Genomic DNA, 19,638 nt, shown 5'->3' with positions numbered 1-19,638 from the left:
ATGACAAGCCTCTCAAAGGTTCCCCAGCTACAACCCCATTTTGGATCGGTCGAAGATGAAGAAAGCGCGGACGTACTGTCCCGCCACGTCGCCGACGCCGTCCGCCAAGCGCTCGCTGCCGTCGAACCCACCGAGCGCGTGGCCCTCGCAAACAAACTCCTTCAGGAAGTGCAGAGCGCGGACCGCATCTCACAGGGTCCCACCCAGCTCCGCTCCCTCCACCGCCCGGATACTCTAAAGCGCCGCAGTCTGCGCCGCCCCACCACGCCGCTATCAGACTCGGCCCTCCTCACCAACAGCAAAGACGATCCGAACCTCGCAGCCGAGCTCCGAACCGAGATTGAATCCGCCGATACCGTTGATCTTCTCTGCGCCTTTGTCCGCTGGACCGGTCTCCGGTTGCTCCAGCCCGCACTCGAGCAACTGAAAGAACGCGGTGCCCGCCTAAGAGTCATCACCACCACGTACATGGGTGCCACCGAACGCCGGGCCATCGACGAGCTCGTGACCCGGTACGGGGCCGAGGTGAAGATCAGCTACGAAACCCAGGCCACGCGCCTCCATGCGAAGGCCTGGCTATTTCGCAGGAACTCAGGATTCGACACCGCCTATGTCGGCAGTTCCAACCTCAGCCAAGCGGCCCTCCTCGACGGACTCGAATGGAACGTCCGCCTCAGCTCCATCGGCACGCCAGCACTCCTGAACAAGTTCGAGGTCACCTTCGACAGCTACTGGGCACAGCGGGCTTTTCAAAGCTACGACCCGGAACGTGACGGCGAAAAACTCGACGCCGCACTGGAGCGCAATGGCGGACGACGCACGGCAGCCCCGGACGCACTCACGGGTCTGGAGGTCCAGCCCTTCCTTCACCAGGAGGAGATGCTTGAAGACCTCGAAGCCGAGCGGCTCAAGGGCTTCAACCACAACCTCGTCGTTGCAGCAACGGGCACCGGAAAGACGGTGATCGCCGCACTCGACTACAAAAGATTGTGCGAGGCCGCCGGCCGTGATCTGAAGCTGCTCTTCGTTGCGCATCGCCAGGAAATCCTCAAACAGGCGATGCGCACCTACCGTGACGTTATGCAGGACGGTGCTTTCGGTGAACTCTACGTCGGGGCACATAAACCGGAGGAGTGGAAGCACCTCTTCGCATCGGTACAGTCCCTTTCGTCCCTCGGCATCGAACAGCTGGAACCGGACTTCTTCGGCGTCGTGGTTATCGACGAATTCCACCACGCCATGGCGCCCACCTACCGCCGGTTACTGGACCACCTCCGGCCGCAGCAGCTCCTCGGACTGACCGCGACGCCGGAACGTGGCGACGGAGTCGACGTCGCGAAACAGTTCTTCGACGGGCGAACCGCCTCGGAGCTGCGACTCTGGGACGCTCTCGACGCGGACCTGCTTGTGCCTTTCCACTATTTTGGCGTCTCCGACGACGTCGACCTGAGCCAACTGGAATGGAAGCGCGGCAATTACGACACTGCCCAGCTGAACAACCTCTACACCGGCAACGACGCCCGCGCCGCCAAGGTGATCCGCGAACTTCGAGACAAAGTCACCAGCACCGATCAGATGCGAGCAATTGGCTTCTGCGTCTCGGTTCAGCACGCCCACTACATGGCGGAGGTCTTCAACCGCGCCGGGATCGCCTCCGTTGCGGTCGACGGGAGCACCGACGACGCCGACCGCGCCGCGGCGCTGGAACGGCTCAGCCGGCAGGAGATCAACTGTATCTTCGCTGTCGACCTTTTCAACGAAGGCCTGGACCTGCCGCAGGTGGACACTATCCTGATGCTCCGGCCCACGCAGAGCGCCACAATCTTCCTCCAACAGTTGGGACGTGGGCTGCGCCGTGCCGAGGGTAAAGCGGTGCTGACCGTCATGGATTTCATCGGCCAGCAACGCCGTGAGTTCCGCTTTGATCTGCGCTACCGGGCGCTCACCGGCTACGGGCGCAAGGAGCTGGAGAAGGCTGTCGAGGATGAGTTCCCATACCTTCCCTCGGGGTCGCAAATCGTGTTGGACAGGGTGGCTCAGAAGGTAGTGCTGGACAACATCAAGGCGCAGCTGCGGTTCAACCGGGCGCAGCTGGTTCGGGACATTGCATCGTATGCGGAGACCGAGCTGGAGACCTATCTGGAGCAGTCCGGGAACGATGTGAAGTCGATTTACCGTTCGACAAGGGACTCCTGGACAGGGTACCTCCGCCAGGCGGGGCTGATCGAGGGATTCTCGCCGCTGGAGGCAGTTCTCAGCGGGAGGATACACGAACTCTCAGATGCCGACGAGAGAAGGCTCCTCGGACGTATGGCAGCGCTCATCCACGTGGACGATCCGGAACGTGCAGAGGCCTACTCGATGCTGGTAAGCCCCGACGCTCCCCGCTACGCAAAGCTCGGCATTCGCGAACAGACATTCGCCCGCATGCTGTTCTACACAATTTGGGACGACGGCGGCGGGTTCCAGTCGTACGACGCCGGCCTGGACTACTTGCGCGGCTACCAGTTTGTTTGCAGCGAGATCCGCCAAATCGTGAAGCTCGGGGTTTTGGCGTCCAAACATGCCGCTAAGGGTCTCGGAGCAGGGCTGCAGCACGTTCCGCTGCTCTCGCACGCGACCTACCGACGGGAGGAAATTCTGGCGGCGTTGCAGTACGGGTCATTGGAACTCGGAAAGAATGTGCAGCACCGGGAGGGGGTGGCCTGGTGCGCGGCAACGTCCACCGATGCCTTCTTTGTCACCCTCAATAAGGACGACAAGAAACACTCAGCGACAACGATGTATAAGGACTACGCGATCAGCCCGGAGCTGTTCCACTGGGAGTCGCAGAACGCGACCTCGCCGGGGAGCCCGACGGGAAGGCGGTATCTGGACCGGGATTCGCATGGCTCGAAGGTCCTTATTTTCACTCGGGATACGGCGGACGACGAGACTGGTCTGACAGTTCCCTACACGTGCCTTGGCCAGGGGGACTACGTCCAGCACTCCGGGGAGAAGCCGATCGCAATCACCTGGAAACTGCATCGGCCGATGCCGGCGGATGTGTTCGCGACCGCAGCTGCGGTGGCTCAGTAACAGCCGGGTGAGGAAGCCGCTTCCTCGGAGCACAACCTTTGCAGAAGTCGGAAAGTCGCCTCGCCTACAGCTGAGATTTTCTTGCTGCGCCGTCGATTCCCGTTCCCAGGTGCGCAAGACCGCACAATTCTAGATATTTTCGAAGAAACGCTGGTCAATCTTCTTCACCGCGATACTTCGCTCAACTTACACTCCGAAGCCATTGGGGCGGCGTCATTGCTGAATGACTCCATTTCAAAGTTTAATCCCGCCGGCACACGGCCACGGAAATGAGGGTGGAAAGCTCTCCGAAGTATGTCGATCAGCGCGTTCCGTTGACTCGTGCGATTAACAGCGCGGAGCACCTTGAATTCGGAGAATCGTTAATTCCGTCGGTTCCCCAGCTCCCAGCCTATGATGTCCAGCGCGCGTAGGGGCGTGATCTTCGGCCCAGGAGCCATAGCGGCGATCTCTTCCCAGTACGGCAGTTGTGTCGCCAAATCTCTCTGAAGCGCTATGAGCCACGCCCGCCGGTAGTCGGCGTGACTTCGGTCGTCTTCGTACGGTACTGGCGCGCCCTCACATTCGCTATAGCAAAAGCGAATGTTGTCGTCGAACAGTGGGAGTAGATCCGGGCGCTTCCGGTGAAGAACTTTGGAAAGCGTTGTAAGTCTGACGTACTTTACAGGAGTGCTTTCGAGCACTCCGAAGAGGCGGACGATCGCCTCAAGCGTTTTCTCGTCGGCGGTCGCCAGATCACCAGCGATTGATGGGTCCATCAGTCGCTCGTTCATCGACGCCATGAGCCGCTCAAGGCCGTAGTAGACAGGAATGGGATTATTGGAGACGTTGAGCAGCGAAACCGCAAGAAGGTCCTGTGGCTCAACCGAATCACCCGGCGAGCCCGGGTATCCATCGTAGGCCGGGTAAGCAGAGGTTTGCGGTCTCTCCACCAGGTACGTTCGTGCCCAAACCTTTGCATCATCGAGGCCAACCGTTGCCCCGCCAACTTTCAATGTCGTCATCTTGCAAACACTAATCCGTGAGTGGCGCACCCGGACGCGGAAGAGAATCGTGTCTCCCGAAGATGAAGGGAGGGGCGCTGAGCAAGTTGGAGCGACTCCCCAGATAAGCTTCCCCTGTAGCTATCGAAGGTCATGTATACAGGGGAGCAGGCATGGATGCGTTCGGGATTCGTGAAACGCTGATCGCAGGCTATAGATCCTCCACTGAGGGTTCTGTGGACATTCAAGATCAGCCGATCACGGATGCCGGCGATCGGGGCTCGGTGCCCATCACGCTACACAAATACCGGACGAAGCGGCTGATTCTGGGGGCTTGCGACGCCATCAAACAGGCCATCGACACAGGCATCGCTTACAAATCCGCTTTCAACCCGCCGCCCCAGGGCGCCCGCCATCCTGCCAAGGAGCTCTCCGCATGACCAAGAACTTGAACTGGACTCGGTTCATCGAGTTTGCCGGCAAATTTATCGAAACTGTCGACCTTCACGCGGAAGAGAATGACTACAAGAAAGAGCTGGCGGCAAAGCTCACGGCAGTCCGAACCGAATTGCTGGCGGGAGATCCCGTTTGGCACCCACACTTCATTCGGGCTCTGCGGACGACGAACCTCGTCAACTACAGAACCATCGGTGCCATGGACAAGCTGGATGATGCTTCGTCGAAGAACCTGGAAACTCTCTTGACGCTGTTTTGGTCGGGGGAGTCCCAAACAGAGAAGCTGAATGCCTTGGTCGGCGGTCTTAAGGAGCTGAACTCTCGAGAACTTTCCGACGGTATTGCCACCGGAGTGGGTTCTGTTCTGCTTATGGCTGTGGATCCGACCGAGTACCCGCCTTACCGCCCCGAAGCGGTCCGTCAGTTCTGGAACATCATTGGCTTTGACTACAAGGAGGCGGTCCGGACAGCTCAAGGCCGATACGAGGCGTTCTTGGAAACCGTGGACGAACTGCGCGCGGAGCTGGCGGCTGCGGAGCTTGGCGAATTCAATCGGTTGGAGGCCCAAGGAGTGATGTGGTCGGTCATGAACACCTCTCCAACCGAGGAATGGAGTCTCGATCAAGCAGCGAGCCTCCGGAAATGGCGGGGAGAGAAGGCCCCGGCCGTTGAGGTTGATCTGAGCATTGCTGCTGTTACCCCAGCTCCCAAGCTTGAGGCCGCGGCGAGGAGGATCATCGAATCCGGATTCGGCGGGGAGCCCTCGCTTATAGATGGCGTTACCTCGACCTGGACTGTCGAGAACGCGCGCGACCTCGCGGGTCGGGGTGAGACTGACGTTGGAACAGGCACATTCATGGCCAAGTTCGAACGCCAACTCAGAGGTGCGCCACCGGCCACGATCCTGTTGGCAGCTGAACTGGCGTACTTACAAGTACTGCCATTGAGCAATGTCGGCGCGGCAACCAAGGTGGCCCGCGTGAACAAGATCCTCTCTTGGATCAAGGGGGGCGCGGTAGCCCTTCCTGCCCCGCTTCGTGAGGGGCTGGAAACGGAAGGCTCGTTCAACGGCGGCATGGGGTTTAACATCCAGGTTGCAGACCACATGAAATGGCTGTGCAGGCTCGTCGAGCATATCGCCGCTCAACCCATGAGCCTTATCTCCGCCGGGCTGGAAGATCCCTGGACGTTCCGGGATATTACCCAGTCGGTCCCGGACGACAGGCCAATGATCCGGTTCAGCATCGATTACCTGGCCTGGCCGGGCTACCTTCCACCCGTCGTCACGCGCGACCACCGCGTAGAGATCTGGCACGCCTTCGCAGGCATCGTCGGTGGGACGACCGGCCGGCACATCAATGACGACGGTGCTATTGCCAAGGACCTGCATTACATTCGCCTTGTTCAACAGGGCAACACCAATCAGTTCGTCGAGTGGTACGACGAACCGTACCTGAGCCAGTGGCGGACAGGCTCCGAAGATTCCGGCCAGCGCGCTTGGTTGGTGCGGCAGAGCCAAGCCGGATCCGCGATGCTTCATCCCTGGCTGGCGGACGGCTTTGTATCCACTCCGGCGCAGCACCTGGGATCGCCAGCGCCGGGCTCGACGCTGAGCCAGATCCAGACGGTCGTAAACAAGGGCTACCAGCACATCGAATACTCAGAGCGGAAACTCCGGGCGACGGAGTACCACCGATTCCTCAGCATCATGAAGGTAGACGACTTCGTGGTCACCGCCTTCGAAGACTCCCTCTACCTCGGCATCGTGACCGGGGAGGCTCACTACGCGGACGATGCTACGTCGCGTCTGCGACGCTCCGTGGCATGGCAGAAGACGCCCATCAGTAATGAGGATGTTCCCGCGCCGTTGCCCCGACTCTTGGCCGAGCAGGGGGCGGTGGTTGACCTCACGGAAGCCTTTTCCATCATTGCGTCTTGGTATGGCTCGGAATCTGATGTGGACGAAACTGAAGATGCGGCACTCTCGCCGCAGATCGCCGTTGTGCCTCAGCTGAGGCCGGCGACACCGGAACTTGCCCGGAAACTGAACGTGGGGCAGGGGCACTTGCAGGAAGTGATCCGACTCCTTCAGACGCGGCAACAGGTTGTCTTTTACGGCCCTCCCGGTACAGGCAAGACCTATCTGGGAACGGCGATCGCCAAGTTCCTCGCGGGGGAGGAGCACGCCGACCACGTCAAGACGGTCCAGTTCCATCCCTCCTATGCCTATGAGGATTTCTTTGAGGGGTATCGTCCAGCGAAGAGCCAAGACGGAAACGTGGCATTCAGCCTCGAAGCCGGGCCGCTGCGGCGTATCGCCGACGAGGCGGCATCTGACGGCAATCGTGATAAGCCGTACTTCCTCGTCATCGACGAGATGAATCGCGGAAATTTGGCCAAGATCTTTGGCGAGTTGTATTACCTGCTGGAGTACCGGAATGAGGGGATCAATCTCCAATACAACCCGGAAAAGGTCTTTGCGCTCCCGCCCAACCTGTTCATTATCGGAACGATGAACACTTCGGACAGGTCAATTGCCATGCTGGACGCGGCCATTCGGCGTCGATTTGCGTTCATTGAGTTGCACCCGCAGGACGGCATGATTTCAGGGCTGCTGGAACGCTTCCTCAAGGCAAACGGAAAGCCTACTTTGCGGGCAGAACTGCTGAATGCCTTGAACAGCGAGATTGAGGAGACGAACCGTGATCTCATGATCGGGCCGTCCTACTTCATGAAGCCCCATGCTGAGACGGACGAGGGACTCGAGGAGATCTGGAAATACGAGCTGCTGCCGCTTCTCGAAGAACAGTATTTTGGACGGCTGAAGCGGAACCAAGTCCGGGAGAAGTTTGGGCTGGCGGCCATGCGCCGGAAGGCGGCGAACGGGGGCGGACCGGTGGATCTTTCCTTGGCGTCTGCTGAGCAAGCCCTAGATGGTGAGGGCGCCGATGAGCTCGAGCAGCTGTTGACGGATTCGGAAGACACGTCCACCTGATGCTCAGGTCGATCGTCCTCGACGAGCTGCAAAGTTCGGCGCATCCAGTTGAACTGGATCCGGAGTTGGCCGCGACACTCCGGGACACCGGGCTCGTGACGGTACTACCTGCTCACGGCGGATTATGGACGGTGCTCCCGGCGGGAACCGTGGGGGCGGTACAGGTGGGGGATCTTCTGGTCGAGGTCACGCCAAAACAGAAGGTTGGTCTCAGCCGGCTGCTGTTCCTGCTCGGCTACGCCGCGAACCCGGGCTTCCGTCCGGAAGACGTTGCGGGCATCGAAGACACTGACTTGTTCGCCGCCCTTGGCGAATCCCTGGCCCGCCAGGGGTTGCGGGCGCTGGAAGGCGGCGCGCTCAATGGTTACGTCCATGTTGAGGACGCCTTGCGGACAGTCCGAGGACGGATCCGTGTCGGCGACCAGATGACCCGCCGCCCCGGCATGCTCCTGCCATTAGAGGTCGCATACGACGACTTCACCGTAGACATCCCTGAGAATCGTATTTTGAGGGCGGCCATACGCTTGATGATGCAGGTCCCGAGGCTTTCCGGCGAAGTGCGCTGGAAGCTCGCCCACTTGGATTCGAAGCTGGACGGAGTCTCGGAGGTACGGTTCGGGGCCACTCTGCCTATCTGGACGGAATCGCGTCTCAACGAGCGCTATGTTCCGGCACTCCGCTTGGCGGAGATCATACTTCGGAACATGTCGGCCGAGGCCGGCATCGGACGCCATTCTGTCGCCTCTTTCGTTGTGAACATGGCCAAAGTGTTCGAGGACTTCGTGACAACTTCGCTTCGCGAGGCGCTTGATGGCTATCCCGGCGAAACGAGCGGGCAATATGAGACGTTCCTGGACGAGTCTGAAGTTGGCCAGACTGGGAACCGTGTCCGCATGTCAGTGGACATCGTTCATTTGGTGCGCGGAGTTCCCGCGATGCTGTTCGACGCGAAGTACAAAGCAGCGTCTGTGGCCGACGGGTATCCCAATGCTGACTACTATCAAATGCTCGCCTATTGCACGGCGCTGGAGGTTTCGAGAGGCTGGCTCATCTACGCGGGACCTGGAAATCCTCGCCTCCGCCAAGTCAGGAACACAGAGATTTCAGTCGTGGAGTTTCCACTTGATCTTTCGCAAGCGCCAAATGACTTGTTAGCCCGGGTGAAAAGCCTGGCGGAATCGGCATTCAGCGAATGGCGGCTCACTGCTGGCGCAGGCCTTTGCAGCGCGTCTTAGGTACTCGGCTGTCGCCGATGGGCATTAATTGTCGAGGGTGACAGCTACATTATTTGCGGTTACGTAGTGAACAGCCATAGCTTGCTGAATACCATTGAGACTGGCCATTCCGTGCTGAGTAGAACACACGTCAGCGATTGCCCCGGCCATCGTGTGCGCAGACTGCACGGGATTCGGGACGACCGGCTCATGGTTTGCTTAACTTTCCTGCCCGACCTGGAGGAAGCAGGTGGGGAGCCGAGCTAGTTCGCCGCCTGCCCTCATCTGCTACCCGATCTTTGTCCAAGCGGTGCAGCTGGTTGATTCGAATACCTCGCCATTCGCGAGGGTTACAGTGGCCGCACCTTTGACGATGTTGTTGTCCTTGATGCTGGCATCGCTGCCAGTGCCCGTCTTCCAGGCGTAGTAGCAGCCGACCGAGTTGGTTCCGTCGGGACCCGTTGTTGTGTAGGTGCCGGGCTGCACGTCACCACCAACAACGTGAAGGCCGCTCTTGATCTGACTGGCCGCAACCTGCTTCGTCGCATCGCTGAGCTTTTGTTCCCTGGAGGCCAAGTCCGCTTCTTTGCTAGCTAAGGTTTTCTCCTTGTCAGCCAACTGTTGCTGCAGGGTCTTCACACCGGCGGCTGCTGATTGCAGCGTGCTGATCTGGGCGTCCTTGTCCGACGCCCACGCGCGCAGCTTGCTGATGGTTGCGTCTTCGCTGGTGATTTTGGCGGTGAGTTCGTCGTTCAGTGCCGCGTATTCTTTTGTCGAACTGACGGCTGGCCGCGTCGCGAAACCGAGTGCTGTTCCGCCGATCACCCCGGCGACAATCGCGATCGGCACTACCACCCGGGCCCATCTGGGCACCCGTTTGAACGGTGCGGTAAAGAAGGCACTTTGGCGCCCAGCCGGCGTCGTGCCCTCCGCGGGGGTGCCGACCTGCGGCGCCCGCGTTGGCATTTCCGGTGCTGCGGATGGTTCGCGTTGGTCCGGACCAGGCCCGGGTTCAGATGGTGTGTTCATTTATCATTCATCCCCATTCATGATTCTTGAGTCAGTGCGCTATGCGGGATCCGGTGCCCTAGCCGTTGGGGCTAGTGCACCGGATCCTGCGATCAAACAGGTGCTACTTGCTGCTGCCGGTGCAGGAAGCCATGGCAGTGGTTCCAGAGCCGCTGTTCTTTGACACGCTCTGACCGTCGACAAGGATTTCGCAGGTGACGTTGGTCGGGGTCGTGTAATCACCGGTGACGGTCAAAGTGCTGAGGTTGAAGCCCTTGGCAGTGACATCCTTCTTCCAGTTCGCCGTAATGTCTTCGTTGGAGGTGCCTCCATCGGTCCAGTAGGAGACATGAGCCTTGCCGCTAACTGTGACGACGTACTCGATCTTGTGTTCCTTGTTCACCGAGTCGCTGACGCTCTGAGCCGCAGCGCCGATGATGGCCGTGACGATGATGGCGACGATCACGGACAGAACGCCCAAGATAAGTCCGGCAGCAGAGGTTCCCTTCTTGGAGAACTTGCGGGTCAACCCAATGACACCGAAGATGATAGCAAGCGGGCCGAGCAGGAAGGCAACGAAGCCGACGATCGGAATGATCGAGAAGACGATGGCGAGAATACCCAGAACGATAGCGGCGGTGCCGAAGCCGCTGCCCTTCGAGGGCGCGGGGGCGGCCGGTGCCGGCTGGGCGTACGGTGCGAGTGGTTCGGTCATGATAGGTCCTTCGGGTTGAGCGATTCGGAGACAATGCAGGGCCGCGAGTGCGAAAGCGTTGAAATTACCCCTGCTCTTACTCTCGGCAGCCTGCTGCGCTCACGTTAGGATCCGGGTCGGACATTTTAGGGGAGATTTTGGAAAACGCCAGTCAACTCCCTGCGCTCGCCCACCCGCACGAGTTTGTGGGCGCGGGAGTATTCAAGCCTTCGATGTTTCAATCTCTGTGATGGCCGGTGAGGGGATTCGGGCATTGACTGCTTCCAGGTGCCCGTGCAGCCGGATGCCCTTACGACCGAGCTCGCGGACCTGGGTGTCGCGGCCGTGGTCGATGCCGCAGGGCAGGGGGGGTCACCTTGCGAACCGAATTCGCAAGGTGACCCCCGGTCGGCCGAGTGCGGATACTCGAATCCACACGCGATTCACCGGTCCGTGACTATCAGCACAGACGGTCGAGCGACCGCATCCAATGCCAAGTCCAGGACTTACTGACCCGACCGGCCTTATCCGCCTACTTCCTTCTTGTCGGGAACCAAGGAACTCCTGGTTTGATGGAAACGACGAAGAACAGGAAGATGATGCTGAACATCACCAAGCTGGCTAGAGTCGGCTTGGGTGTCCAACCAGAAGTGGCCCAGAAAAGCAACCATTGCGCTGCCCACATACCGCCCACCGAAACGAGGTAGACACAAAGTCGTCCCCACACGGTCTTCGGGGTCAATAACTTAGGTCTGACCGACATTGTTCTGTTCCTGTCTTACCTGCAAGCGTCATTCCAGTTTATTCCCGCGCCAAATGCTCCGAACCCGGCACAAGTTACCCATCCAATGCCGAGACTGAACGCCCCGACGGCTCCGCAGATCGCCCCAGTCGCAGCCGAATAGCCTCCCATCGCGAACCACCCTTGCCAGCAGGACGGGCCCGACCAGCCCGCGGTGGTGATCGTTGCCCGGGAATTAGCGGTAGAGGCAAGGGTGGCCGCCCCGGTTTGAGCAGGCTGTTTCTTGGTGCTCAGAGCAACGGCCGGTTTGCCGTCTTTGCCGGTAATGACTTCGAACGTTTTCCCCTTGATGCTCGCGACGAAGGTGTTGACCTGCTGCTGCGTAAGGACAGCCGCAAGTCCTTCCCCACCTCCCGCCTCAACGGAACCGGCCCGCGAGATGAGGAAGCTGGAGAACTCCGGGCTAGATTTCAACGTATGTAGTCGGGCGGCAAATCCTCCGGGATCGGTGTCCTTCACCTTTTGGATGATCACAGAAATCGGCACCCCGTTGGGGTTGCTCACTTTTGCAGCGCCGGCCTCGCCGTCTGTGTACTTTGTCGCGGCGTTGCTTACCAACGGCGAATTGATGTGAATGTCGCCGTGAGCAGACGGCCCTGTGGTTGAACTGGTGGCTGCGCCCAAGGAATACGACGAGACACCAATTGCGAGTGCAGCCCCGATTCCAAGCACCGTCCTGAAGGTCTTCTTCGGCCCAAACGCTCTCATAATTCTCCCCAATCTTTGAGTATGACTTCATTTCCGTCGGGGTCAGGGATACGGCAGTTGGATCCTGCCGCACCCGATTCCCGGGAACAAAATAAGCCGAAGATTTCCCATCTACGTGTGGAGGTGGTCCCGTCTACGTGCGTTTTGGCCGGTTTTCGAGCCGATCTCAGTGTGAAATCCGCAAAAATCAGTGTGGAGCAGCTTGCTCCTACGTGTTGGACTGGGTTCTTCTGGGGCAGCGAGGTGCGTCCTTGGACCACGGGTAGAACCTTCACGGCGTTGTTGTCGGATGAAACGACGGAAAGGGTCGCGACGCCGTAATTTCCGTGGCCCAAATTACGGCGGCGCCCACAACAAGGACGCCGAAAAGCAGGACGGGCCCGACCGCAGCCAGCACGTCATCGAGCCTCGGAATCAGGATGTCGCTAAGTGATTTGGGTCGCTCGCTTATTGCGGAGGGCGGGACAACAAGCGCACTTGTTCACTTAGCCGCAATTTGATCCTGGATTGTTGATACAACCTCTTCTGGACGGGCGGTTGAGACGATCCATCGGCGGGCCTTCGTTTCCAAAGCGACCGCAGACCCTCCCACAATCAAGCCTCGGGTGTTCCTACCCATGACCCGGAAGCCATATCCGTCAGGGGTAATGTGTCCGGGGCCGTGGTTGCCCCGCACTGGAACCGTTTCAGGATTTCCAACAAGGTGCACAGAGAGCGGGCTACTATGACTCGACGTCACGCATCTTCCGTGGCACTCCGCGTCACTACGGTCAAGACCGTATCCGTTTCTACATTCAAATCCTGAAGGCGGCGTCATAATGAGAATCGAATATGACCCTGGCGCCGATGCGGCCTACATCTGCATAGCAGATGAGATCGACGCGGGCGGCGTGGCCCGGACCTGTCCGTGTGACCCTGCCGAAGTCGGACGGATGATCAATCTCGACTTCGATGCCAACGCCTGGTTTATTGGCATTGAGATCATGGATGCGACGGGACCGTTGCCTGAGGATGTGTTGGCCTGAAACAAGCGATGACGTTTCCTCGAATGGCGGTATTGGATCGGCAGTTCCGCAGTCGAAACCTCTGCTAATCATCATGGGCAGCGTCGGCTCGGGCAATGAGTTCTGCGTCGAATGAAGGGTATGAGCGGCGCCCAATCGTGGTCGATCTCGAAGAGCTCTGGCCTGCGCTACCAGCACCCCTCGAGTGAGTGGCTTTGACCGGCTTTGCCTGGCCTGCCACGACGAATCGAGCGGAATCAAGAAAGAGGTACGCAAATGCTGGGCACGGGTATTCAGTCGAACAGCGTGAAGGCTTACTGCGCATTCCAGTGGTAGTGACCATTGGCGTCAGCGCCATTACCTCCGCAAATGTAGTACCGTCCATTCGACGCGGGGGCGCTAGTCCACAAGGCCGAGTCAGGGCAAAAGGCACCAGGGATGATTAGTCCGCCAACAGTAGGTGACCCTGGCTGAGAGGGATCTGAGGCTCCGTCAAAAACGGACCCACCTGCGGCGGTCCATGTGATCCTGCCTCCTTGGAAGTCCTGCGCTACTCCCGAACCCATGCTGTACTCGTCCCCGGTGGGGTAACCGAGGTAGCCGTTTTCCCAGCCCTGGGCCGCGTAGGCGGATCGGATGGCGCCGGTGTTTTCGTGGGCTCCGGTGGGCGGTGACCAGTAGATTGTGCCGCCCTGGAAGGACTGGTACACACCCCCGTCGCGGAGCCCCCCGACCTCGTCAGTGGTGGGGTAGCCCAAGGATCCGTTTTCCCAGCCTTGAGCCGCGTAGGTGGAGCGGATGGCGCCGGTGTTTTCGTGGGCTCCGGTGGGCGGTGACCAGTAGATGGTGCCGCCTTGGAAGGACTGGTAGGTGCCCCCGTCGCGGAGACCACGGACTTCCTCAGTGGTGGGATAGCCCAGGGATCCGTTTTCCCAGCCTTGAGCCGCGTAGGTGGAGCGGATGGCGCCGGTGTTTACGTGGGCTCCGGTGGATGGTGACCAGTAGATGGTGCCGCCCTGGAAGGACTGGTAGGCGCCCCCGTCGCGGAGCCCTCCGATCTCGTCGGTGGTGGGGTAGCCCAAGGATCCGTTTTCCCAGCCCTGAGCGCCGTAGACAGACCGGATGGCACCCGCGTTAACTTGTGCACCAGTGGCAGGTGACCAGTAAATGGTTCCACCTTCGAAGGACTGGTAAGCGCCGCCGCCACGAAGCCCGACCACCTCGTTAGTGGTGGGGTAGCCCAGCGCCCCGTTGAGTCCAGCATGGGCTTCGTAAGCGCTCCGGATCCCTCCAGTGTTTACACGTGCACCCGTTTGCGGAGACCAGTAGATCGTCCCGCCTTGGAATGACTGGTAGACGCCGTAGCGGGGGCCTCCGATCTCGTCGGTGGTCGGGTACCCCAGCGCTCCCAGCTCCCAGCCGTGAGCGGCGTAAGCGCCTCGGATTGCACCGGAATTTACATGTGCGCCGGTCAGCGTAGTCCAGTAGATCGTCCCTCGGCTGAAGTCACGGTGGGAACCGCCGTCCTTACCGTTGCTGGACTCGAGTCCAATGGGACTGCCGAGGACTGCGGCGCCCCCAAAAGCCTCGTATTTAGCGTCAATGGCGGTCGGAGCCGAGGTGGCCGTGAACGTCGTGGTCCAAGACGCGGCTGCGCTCGGATCCAAGACGTAGCCTGACTGCGCCTGAGCCGTGAGGGTGATGGTCCCGGTGCCCGGATACGTGCCAGCCGAGATGACGGTCCCGGAGAGGAGATAATCAACGCCTGCCGTGGCGGGAACCGTGAAAGAGTCCGCGGCTGTGCCGTAGTTGTCCGTGAAGATGATCCCCGTCGGCGAAACCAGAGCTCCTACCACCGTTCTGACATTGAATGTCTTTACCGGGGAAGCTTCTTGAGCAGACGATGCGACCGCAGATGCCGCGGCCGTAGCCGTAGCTAGTGCCGGGAGGTTGCCGGTGAACAAGAGCGCGGCGGATATGGCGGCACCAATAACGGTGACACGCCTGACTTTAAGCATACGAACGTGCACTTAGGGCCCCCAATTTGCGTGTGACGGACATTGCGACAAAGCGATGTCCAAGAAAATAGACTTTTTATACTATAACGGACCGAATCTCCCAAATTCGACACGAATCACGCCCATTTCATCCGGTGTTGATTTAAAACGGCGAGACGGGTTTCATGGCCACTGCCGCCACGTACTCAGTCGGATGAAGTCTTCGAAAAGCTGCGTCTAGCTCGGCCGCGCTGACGGGAGCCTCGGAACTCGTTGAGTAAATGAATCCGAACGCCCTAGCCTGGCCAAAGAATGGCCGGATTGGACGGGCAGCTCGCCAGCCCCTCCTTCTGATCTTCACGGCATATCCCTCCCATTTCTTGACCAATCCCACGCATTCGATCGGGATCGGCGTGATCCTCGTCGTCAGCGTAGGGTGGGCTTTACCAACGAATTCCGCGCCGAATGTAGGACGAGACCACCCAAAAACGCCTAACCACGGGGCCAATAAGAGGCACACCAGGAATCCGAGGGAGGTGATGCGTCAATAATCATGCGGGCCGATGCCCTAGCAGCTGAGTCCGAAGGGCAGCGCGAACGTTCCGATTGCGGCACCGATGCGGCTGACGGCGGTGGTGATGCCGACGGCGCGGACGTGGGTGGGGAAGATTTCGCTCGGGCAGGCCCATTCCAGGATGCTGGGTCCTCGGGAGAAGACGGCGTAAGTCACCAAGCAGCCCACAATGATGGCCAAGAGGCCGGCGGGACAAGCCCAGGATGAAGGGCAGGATGGCCAAGATGGCGAAGCACCAGATGATCAGCGGACGGCGGCCTCAGGTTTCGATCAGCTTCAGCGCCGGAATGCAATCGGCAAGGAAGACAAGGTCGATGATGACTGAGTCGAGGTTGGAGAGGTTGCCTTCGCTTATTCCGAATGCTTTCAGGATGCTCGGGCCGAAGGTGAAGATCGCGAACAGCGGACCGACCTGAAAAGGATAGAACCGGAAACGTGCCATCCGAGCGGTGACGATGCTAGCTGCAGCGGGATGGCAGCCGTCTACGTGTTTCGGTCTTGAACACGTAGGCGCTCCTTTTGTGACACGTAGATGGAGCCTTTATTACACGTAGATTGGCCGTTTTTGCACGTATTTTTCGTTGTTTCACCACTTAGATGGCAAATCCAGACATAGCCTTTTTACGGCGAACTGGGCGGCCCTTGCGCCTCACAATTGCCGGAATGAAGTGATTGCTACAGCAAGCTCGCACCTGAAGGGGCGCGAACCGGACATTCCCGCCGCGCAACAAAATCTGGAGGAAACGTGAAAATTAGTTCAGTATCCTTAGTTTTTTCGGTCTCAGCCGCTGCAATACTTACCGGTGCATTTGGTAGCACGTAAAGTAAGGACGAAATGAGTAACCGAACAGCCCCCATCATCATAGGTGCCCTTGGTCTCGTAGTCTTTTCAGTCGTAACAGTGATCTGGACAGTGCGGACATTTGAGATTGACGCTGCCAATCTGACAGAGGCCACCCCACCACTGCAGGCGGCCCTCTGGCTGGGGAGCATCCTCGTGGTTGCGGGATCTATTACTTGGCTCATTGTGCTCAGAAGACGGGGACCTAAGGAGTAGCAGCCACTCGATCATTTCATCGACGAGCGCGGGTTCGCGGATTTCGCTCGCGGAGGCAATGCAGGCGTCGAACTCACACCCCATGCGCTTGCTGAAGGCGGCCTCGACTTTTGTCAGGCGTCCGGGGAGGTCGTCCGTTACGAATAGCTCCGATGGCGAACTATCCTTGTCAGCAGGATTGGCTCGGCCAGCCTGCGGTGATGGTCCTCGCCCGGTGGAGCAGGCTGTTGGTGGTGCTCAGAGCGACGGCGGGTTTGCCACTTTGCCAGTCGATAGCCCTAAAGAGAGCGGCTGGGATCGGATTTTCCTAACCGGTAACGGTGAATCGCCGGGACACCAAGGAAGATGTATCCGAGCGCTATCGCCGGGTATCCGGTCCACAGCGGTCCAAGCACCTCGCGAAGAGGACTGATGAAAATCATGGCCACGCCCAAGAGCGCGATTGCGAGCGTCAGCAAGCCGCTCCAACCATGAAGCATCACATGACGGGCTTGTTCTGCGGGGATCATTCAACGGCTCCTGTTTCTTTCGATAGTGCAGTATTCACCTTGTTGCCATTTGATCTCGAATTGCCGACGTGACCTCCTGGGGATGGGCGGTTGAGACGATCCATCGGCGGGTCTTCGTTTCCAAAGCCACCGCACGCCCTCCCACCAGCAAGCCTCGGGTGTTCTTGCCCATGAGCCGGAAGCCATATCCGTCAGCGAGGGATGTATCCGGCGCCGGGCCTACGGCCACGACGTCTGAGGTCGAGATTTTGGTTGAATAGAACGGCGCGCAACGGAGGACGATTTTCTCCTCAGCTATTGCGATGGAAACGGTCAGCCGAACAATCGCACAGGTGATGGCGAGGATGCCGGCGGCCATGAGGAGCCCGGGCAACAGGATGCCCGATACCAGAGCAGACACGACTAACACGATGACTGAAGCGCCGACAATTCCCCAGATCAAGACTTTGGAACGTCCTGCCAGGCGGGCCTCTGATATCACCATGTCTTCCTCAATTCCGCGGCGTACTTACTTAGAGCGGCCTCACTACGATCGTCTGGACGGTCTTCAGAGCCTCCGCTGGCCCGCCTGTGAGTAGACAATCCAGGCAACTGAGGCTGCAAACGGCACCACAAAGATCGCGACGGCAATCGCTACTTTGACTGGGGCGGGAATCCACTTTGATGCCATCAGCGATGCAAGAGCGACGACTACCAACACGAAATAGACGATGCCCAAAACAAGCGTAGCCCAGGCGTCGCTGACGACTGGGTTATCCGGATCAGTTGGGCGCACCACGACCGACAGGTTCATGTATATGTTCATTTTGCTTGCTTCCTGTAGACAAACCGGCTCATCGCATTTGAGGGTGTAATCGCGGTCTGAATCCGCCGGTTTCGAGGAGTGATCGGGCGATGTAGTTGGCAAAGTTCCGGAAGCCGAGCGCGGAGCCGCGGAGGTGTTCGAGCCTGCCATTGAGTGCTTCCGTGGGGCCGTTGCTGGTGCCGGGCCGGTCGAAGTACGCGAGCACGTCCCCTGCACGGCGTTTCAGCGTCCGGCCCAGCGTAATGACCTCGCTCAGCGCAGCGGGAACACCGGCACTGATCGCGCCGATCAGTGCTTGCATGAGCTCTTTGCCTCGGGTGCCGTCAGGTTCTCGGTACGCGGCGATGACGCGCTGGTAGATGCCCCAGGTCGCGCTTCGACTTCGGCGTGGTTGTCCGCAACGAACAGGGCCTCCAACCTGTCCTTCTGCTTCTCGGTAAGCAGATCGTGCCCGGTGTGCAGGGTCCGGCGGGCGGCGTAGAGCGGGTCCCCGGACCGTCCACGGTGACCAATGGTCTGCTGCTGCACGCGCTGGCGGCACCTGTCCAGGGCATCGCCGGCAAGCCGGACGACGTGGAACGGATCCATGACCTCGACCGCGTCCGGGAGCTCCTCGGCGGCTGCGGTCTTGAACCCGGTGAACCCGTCCATCGCAACGACATCGATCCCGTCCCGCCACGCTTTCGGCCGCCCGGCAAGCCAGGCCTTGAAGACCTGTTTCGAGCGGCCCTCGACCATGTCCAACAACCGCGCCGGACCCGTCCTGTCACGGACCGGAGTGAGGTCGATGATCACGGTGACGTACTTGTCCCCGCGCCGGGTGTGCCGCCAGTTGGGTCGGCCCGGGGCGCGGTGACGGCATTGCTGCCGTTCCGTTTCCCCGGACCGCCCGCCGAACCCGGCGTGCGATTCTCACCGCACCGGGCTCTCCACGTGAGGATTTGTCGCTCAGCCGGTGGGGGCTGCGGGTGTCCACGGGGTCGAAATCCGGTAGCCGCGGTAGCGGTACCGGATCACCGTGACGCTGGCTGCGCCCTTGAACCTCGTCCCGTCGACGGCGAGCCGCCAGGTTCCGGGCAGGCAGAACCTGCGCCGCATTTCTGGCCATCCGATGCGGTGCTTCTTCCTTAGCCATGCCGTGATCCGCTCCCACGCATAGGAGTCGATCGCGGAGAACGTGGCCTTGGATACTCCGTGCCGGAAGTAGTTGGCCCACCCTCGCAGCACCCGCCCCAGATAGTCCATCAGGTATCCGGGCTCTTTGTGCAGGGTCGATCTGTACGTCATGGTCTTCACCCGGCTCTTGATCGAGGCGATCGCCTTCTTCGAGGGCCGGGTGTACACGAACCACTTGTTGCTTCCCCGTTTGCGCATCCTGCGGATGTTAAAGCCGAGAAAGTCGAACCCGTCGTCGATGTGGACCACTTGGGTCTTCTCCGGCGACAGCCGCAGGCCCATCGGGGCCAGCACGGTTGCCACCTCCCGCCGCAACCATTCGGCGTGCTCCCGCTGCCCGGTAACGAGAACGACAAAGTCGTCGGCGTACCGGACCAGACGGTAGTTCGCCTGACCGTGTCGTTTGCGGCGCTGCCGTTGGGGCTCAGTCGCCATCTGCTGCTCCCACGCCCGGATGAAATGGTCATCGAGCGCGGACAGTGCGATGTTGGCCAACAGCGGGGACAAGATCCCGCCCTATGAACAGCGATGGGTTATGCGTAGCGGCCGGTGTATGCCGCGGGTCGGGACGGCTGTGA

At 59.9% G+C, this 19,638-nt stretch carries 16 protein-coding genes and 1 pseudogene; 5 read left to right on the top strand and 12 right to left on the bottom strand.

Going from position 1 to position 19,638, the window contains the following annotated elements:
• Positions 1–3,078 (top strand): DEAD/DEAH box helicase, encoded by a 3,078-nt coding sequence (locus ABEA18_RS02605; protein ID WP_345447902.1) that lies wholly within the window; start codon positions 1–3, stop codon positions 3,076–3,078.
• A 362-nt stretch (positions 3,079–3,440) separates the two neighbouring features.
• Here the strand turns inward: ABEA18_RS02605 and ABEA18_RS02600 are convergent, their stop codons facing one another.
• On the bottom strand, positions 3,441–4,082 hold the full coding sequence (locus tag ABEA18_RS02600) for a DUF6308 family protein (protein ID WP_345447781.1): 642 nt from the start codon (positions 4,080–4,082) through the stop codon (positions 3,441–3,443).
• 152 nt (positions 4,083–4,234) lie between these two features.
• Here ABEA18_RS02600 and ABEA18_RS02595 point away from each other — a divergent pair, with 152 nt between their 5' ends.
• From ABEA18_RS02595 to ABEA18_RS02585, 3 genes are read left to right on the top strand one after another with little or no spacing between them, the layout of a single operon-like run.
• Positions 4,235–4,501 (top strand): hypothetical protein, encoded by a 267-nt coding sequence (locus tag ABEA18_RS02595; RefSeq protein ID WP_345447780.1) that lies wholly within the window; start codon positions 4,235–4,237, stop codon positions 4,499–4,501.
• Positions 4,498–7,512, top strand: a complete 3,015-nt coding sequence (locus ABEA18_RS02590; RefSeq protein WP_345447779.1) for an McrB family protein — start codon at positions 4,498–4,500, stop codon at positions 7,510–7,512. Before ABEA18_RS02595 ends, ABEA18_RS02590 begins: the two co-directional genes overlap by 4 nt.
• Positions 7,512–8,747, top strand: coding sequence for an McrC family protein (locus tag ABEA18_RS02585; protein WP_345447778.1), 1,236 nt, complete (start codon positions 7,512–7,514; stop codon positions 8,745–8,747). The genes ABEA18_RS02590 and ABEA18_RS02585 overlap by 1 nt, the downstream gene beginning before the upstream one ends.
• Positions 8,748–9,014: 267 nt before the next feature.
• On the opposite strand, the gene ABEA18_RS02580 is transcribed toward ABEA18_RS02585, so the two are convergent.
• The 3 genes from ABEA18_RS02580 to ABEA18_RS02570 form a co-directional block, all read right to left on the bottom strand.
• Positions 9,015–9,755, bottom strand: a complete 741-nt coding sequence (locus ABEA18_RS02580; RefSeq protein ID WP_345447777.1) for an Rv1352/Rv1906c domain-containing protein — start codon at positions 9,753–9,755, stop codon at positions 9,015–9,017.
• A gap of 103 nt (positions 9,756–9,858) precedes the next feature.
• The gene (locus tag ABEA18_RS02575; protein ID WP_345447776.1) at positions 9,859–10,449 is read right to left on the bottom strand and encodes a hypothetical protein; all 591 of its coding nucleotides are present in this window, start codon (positions 10,447–10,449) and stop codon (positions 9,859–9,861) included.
• A gap of 757 nt (positions 10,450–11,206) precedes the next feature.
• The gene (locus ABEA18_RS02570; protein ID WP_345447775.1) at positions 11,207–11,854 is read right to left on the bottom strand and encodes a hypothetical protein; all 648 of its coding nucleotides are present in this window, start codon (positions 11,852–11,854) and stop codon (positions 11,207–11,209) included.
• A gap of 902 nt (positions 11,855–12,756) precedes the next feature.
• On the opposite strand from ABEA18_RS02570, the gene ABEA18_RS02565 reads away from it, so the two are divergent.
• Positions 12,757–12,963 carry a DUF2283 domain-containing protein gene (locus ABEA18_RS02565; protein ID WP_345447774.1) on the top strand — a complete coding sequence of 69 codons (207 nt, stop codon included), beginning with the start codon at positions 12,757–12,759 and terminating at the stop codon, positions 12,961–12,963.
• Positions 12,964–13,256: 293 nt separating this feature from the next.
• On the opposite strand, the gene ABEA18_RS02560 is transcribed toward ABEA18_RS02565, so the two are convergent.
• From ABEA18_RS02560 to ABEA18_RS02525, 8 genes and pseudogenes are all read right to left on the bottom strand, one after another.
• A complete protein-coding gene (locus ABEA18_RS02560; RefSeq protein WP_345447773.1) occupies positions 13,257–14,798 on the bottom strand; it encodes an LGFP repeat-containing protein in 1,542 nt (513 codons plus the stop codon).
• Between the two features lie 709 nt (positions 14,799–15,507).
• Positions 15,508–15,669, bottom strand: a complete 162-nt coding sequence (locus ABEA18_RS02555; RefSeq protein WP_345447772.1) for a hypothetical protein — start codon at positions 15,667–15,669, stop codon at positions 15,508–15,510.
• Positions 15,670–15,772: 103 nt separating this feature from the next.
• On the bottom strand, positions 15,773–15,955 hold the full coding sequence (locus ABEA18_RS02550; RefSeq protein ID WP_345447771.1) for a hypothetical protein: 183 nt from the start codon (positions 15,953–15,955) through the stop codon (positions 15,773–15,775).
• 893 nt (positions 15,956–16,848) lie between these two features.
• Positions 16,849–17,079, bottom strand: coding sequence for a hypothetical protein (locus ABEA18_RS02545; RefSeq protein ID WP_345447770.1), 231 nt, complete (start codon positions 17,077–17,079; stop codon positions 16,849–16,851).
• A gap of 34 nt (positions 17,080–17,113) precedes the next feature.
• A complete protein-coding gene (locus ABEA18_RS02540) occupies positions 17,114–17,563 on the bottom strand; it encodes a hypothetical protein (protein WP_345447769.1) in 450 nt (149 codons plus the stop codon).
• A gap of 63 nt (positions 17,564–17,626) precedes the next feature.
• A complete protein-coding gene (locus ABEA18_RS02535; protein WP_345447768.1) occupies positions 17,627–17,884 on the bottom strand; it encodes a hypothetical protein in 258 nt (85 codons plus the stop codon).
• Positions 17,885–17,912: 28 nt separating this feature from the next.
• Positions 17,913–18,715 (bottom strand): annotated as a pseudogene (locus ABEA18_RS02530) (ISL3 family transposase); the annotation flags it as partial.
• Positions 18,716–18,832: 117 nt separating this feature from the next.
• Positions 18,833–19,567: a group II intron maturase-specific domain-containing protein gene (locus ABEA18_RS02525; protein WP_345447767.1), complete on the bottom strand. Its 735-nt coding sequence runs from the start codon at positions 19,565–19,567 to the stop codon at positions 18,833–18,835.
• Between the last annotated feature and the right edge of the window lie 71 nt (positions 19,568–19,638).

The sequence above is a fragment of the Arthrobacter gyeryongensis genome (assembly GCF_039543785.1).
Classification (GTDB): Bacteria; Actinomycetota; Actinomycetes; order Actinomycetales; family Micrococcaceae; genus Arthrobacter; species Arthrobacter gyeryongensis.
This window is presented reverse-complemented; position numbering and strand designations above follow the sequence as displayed.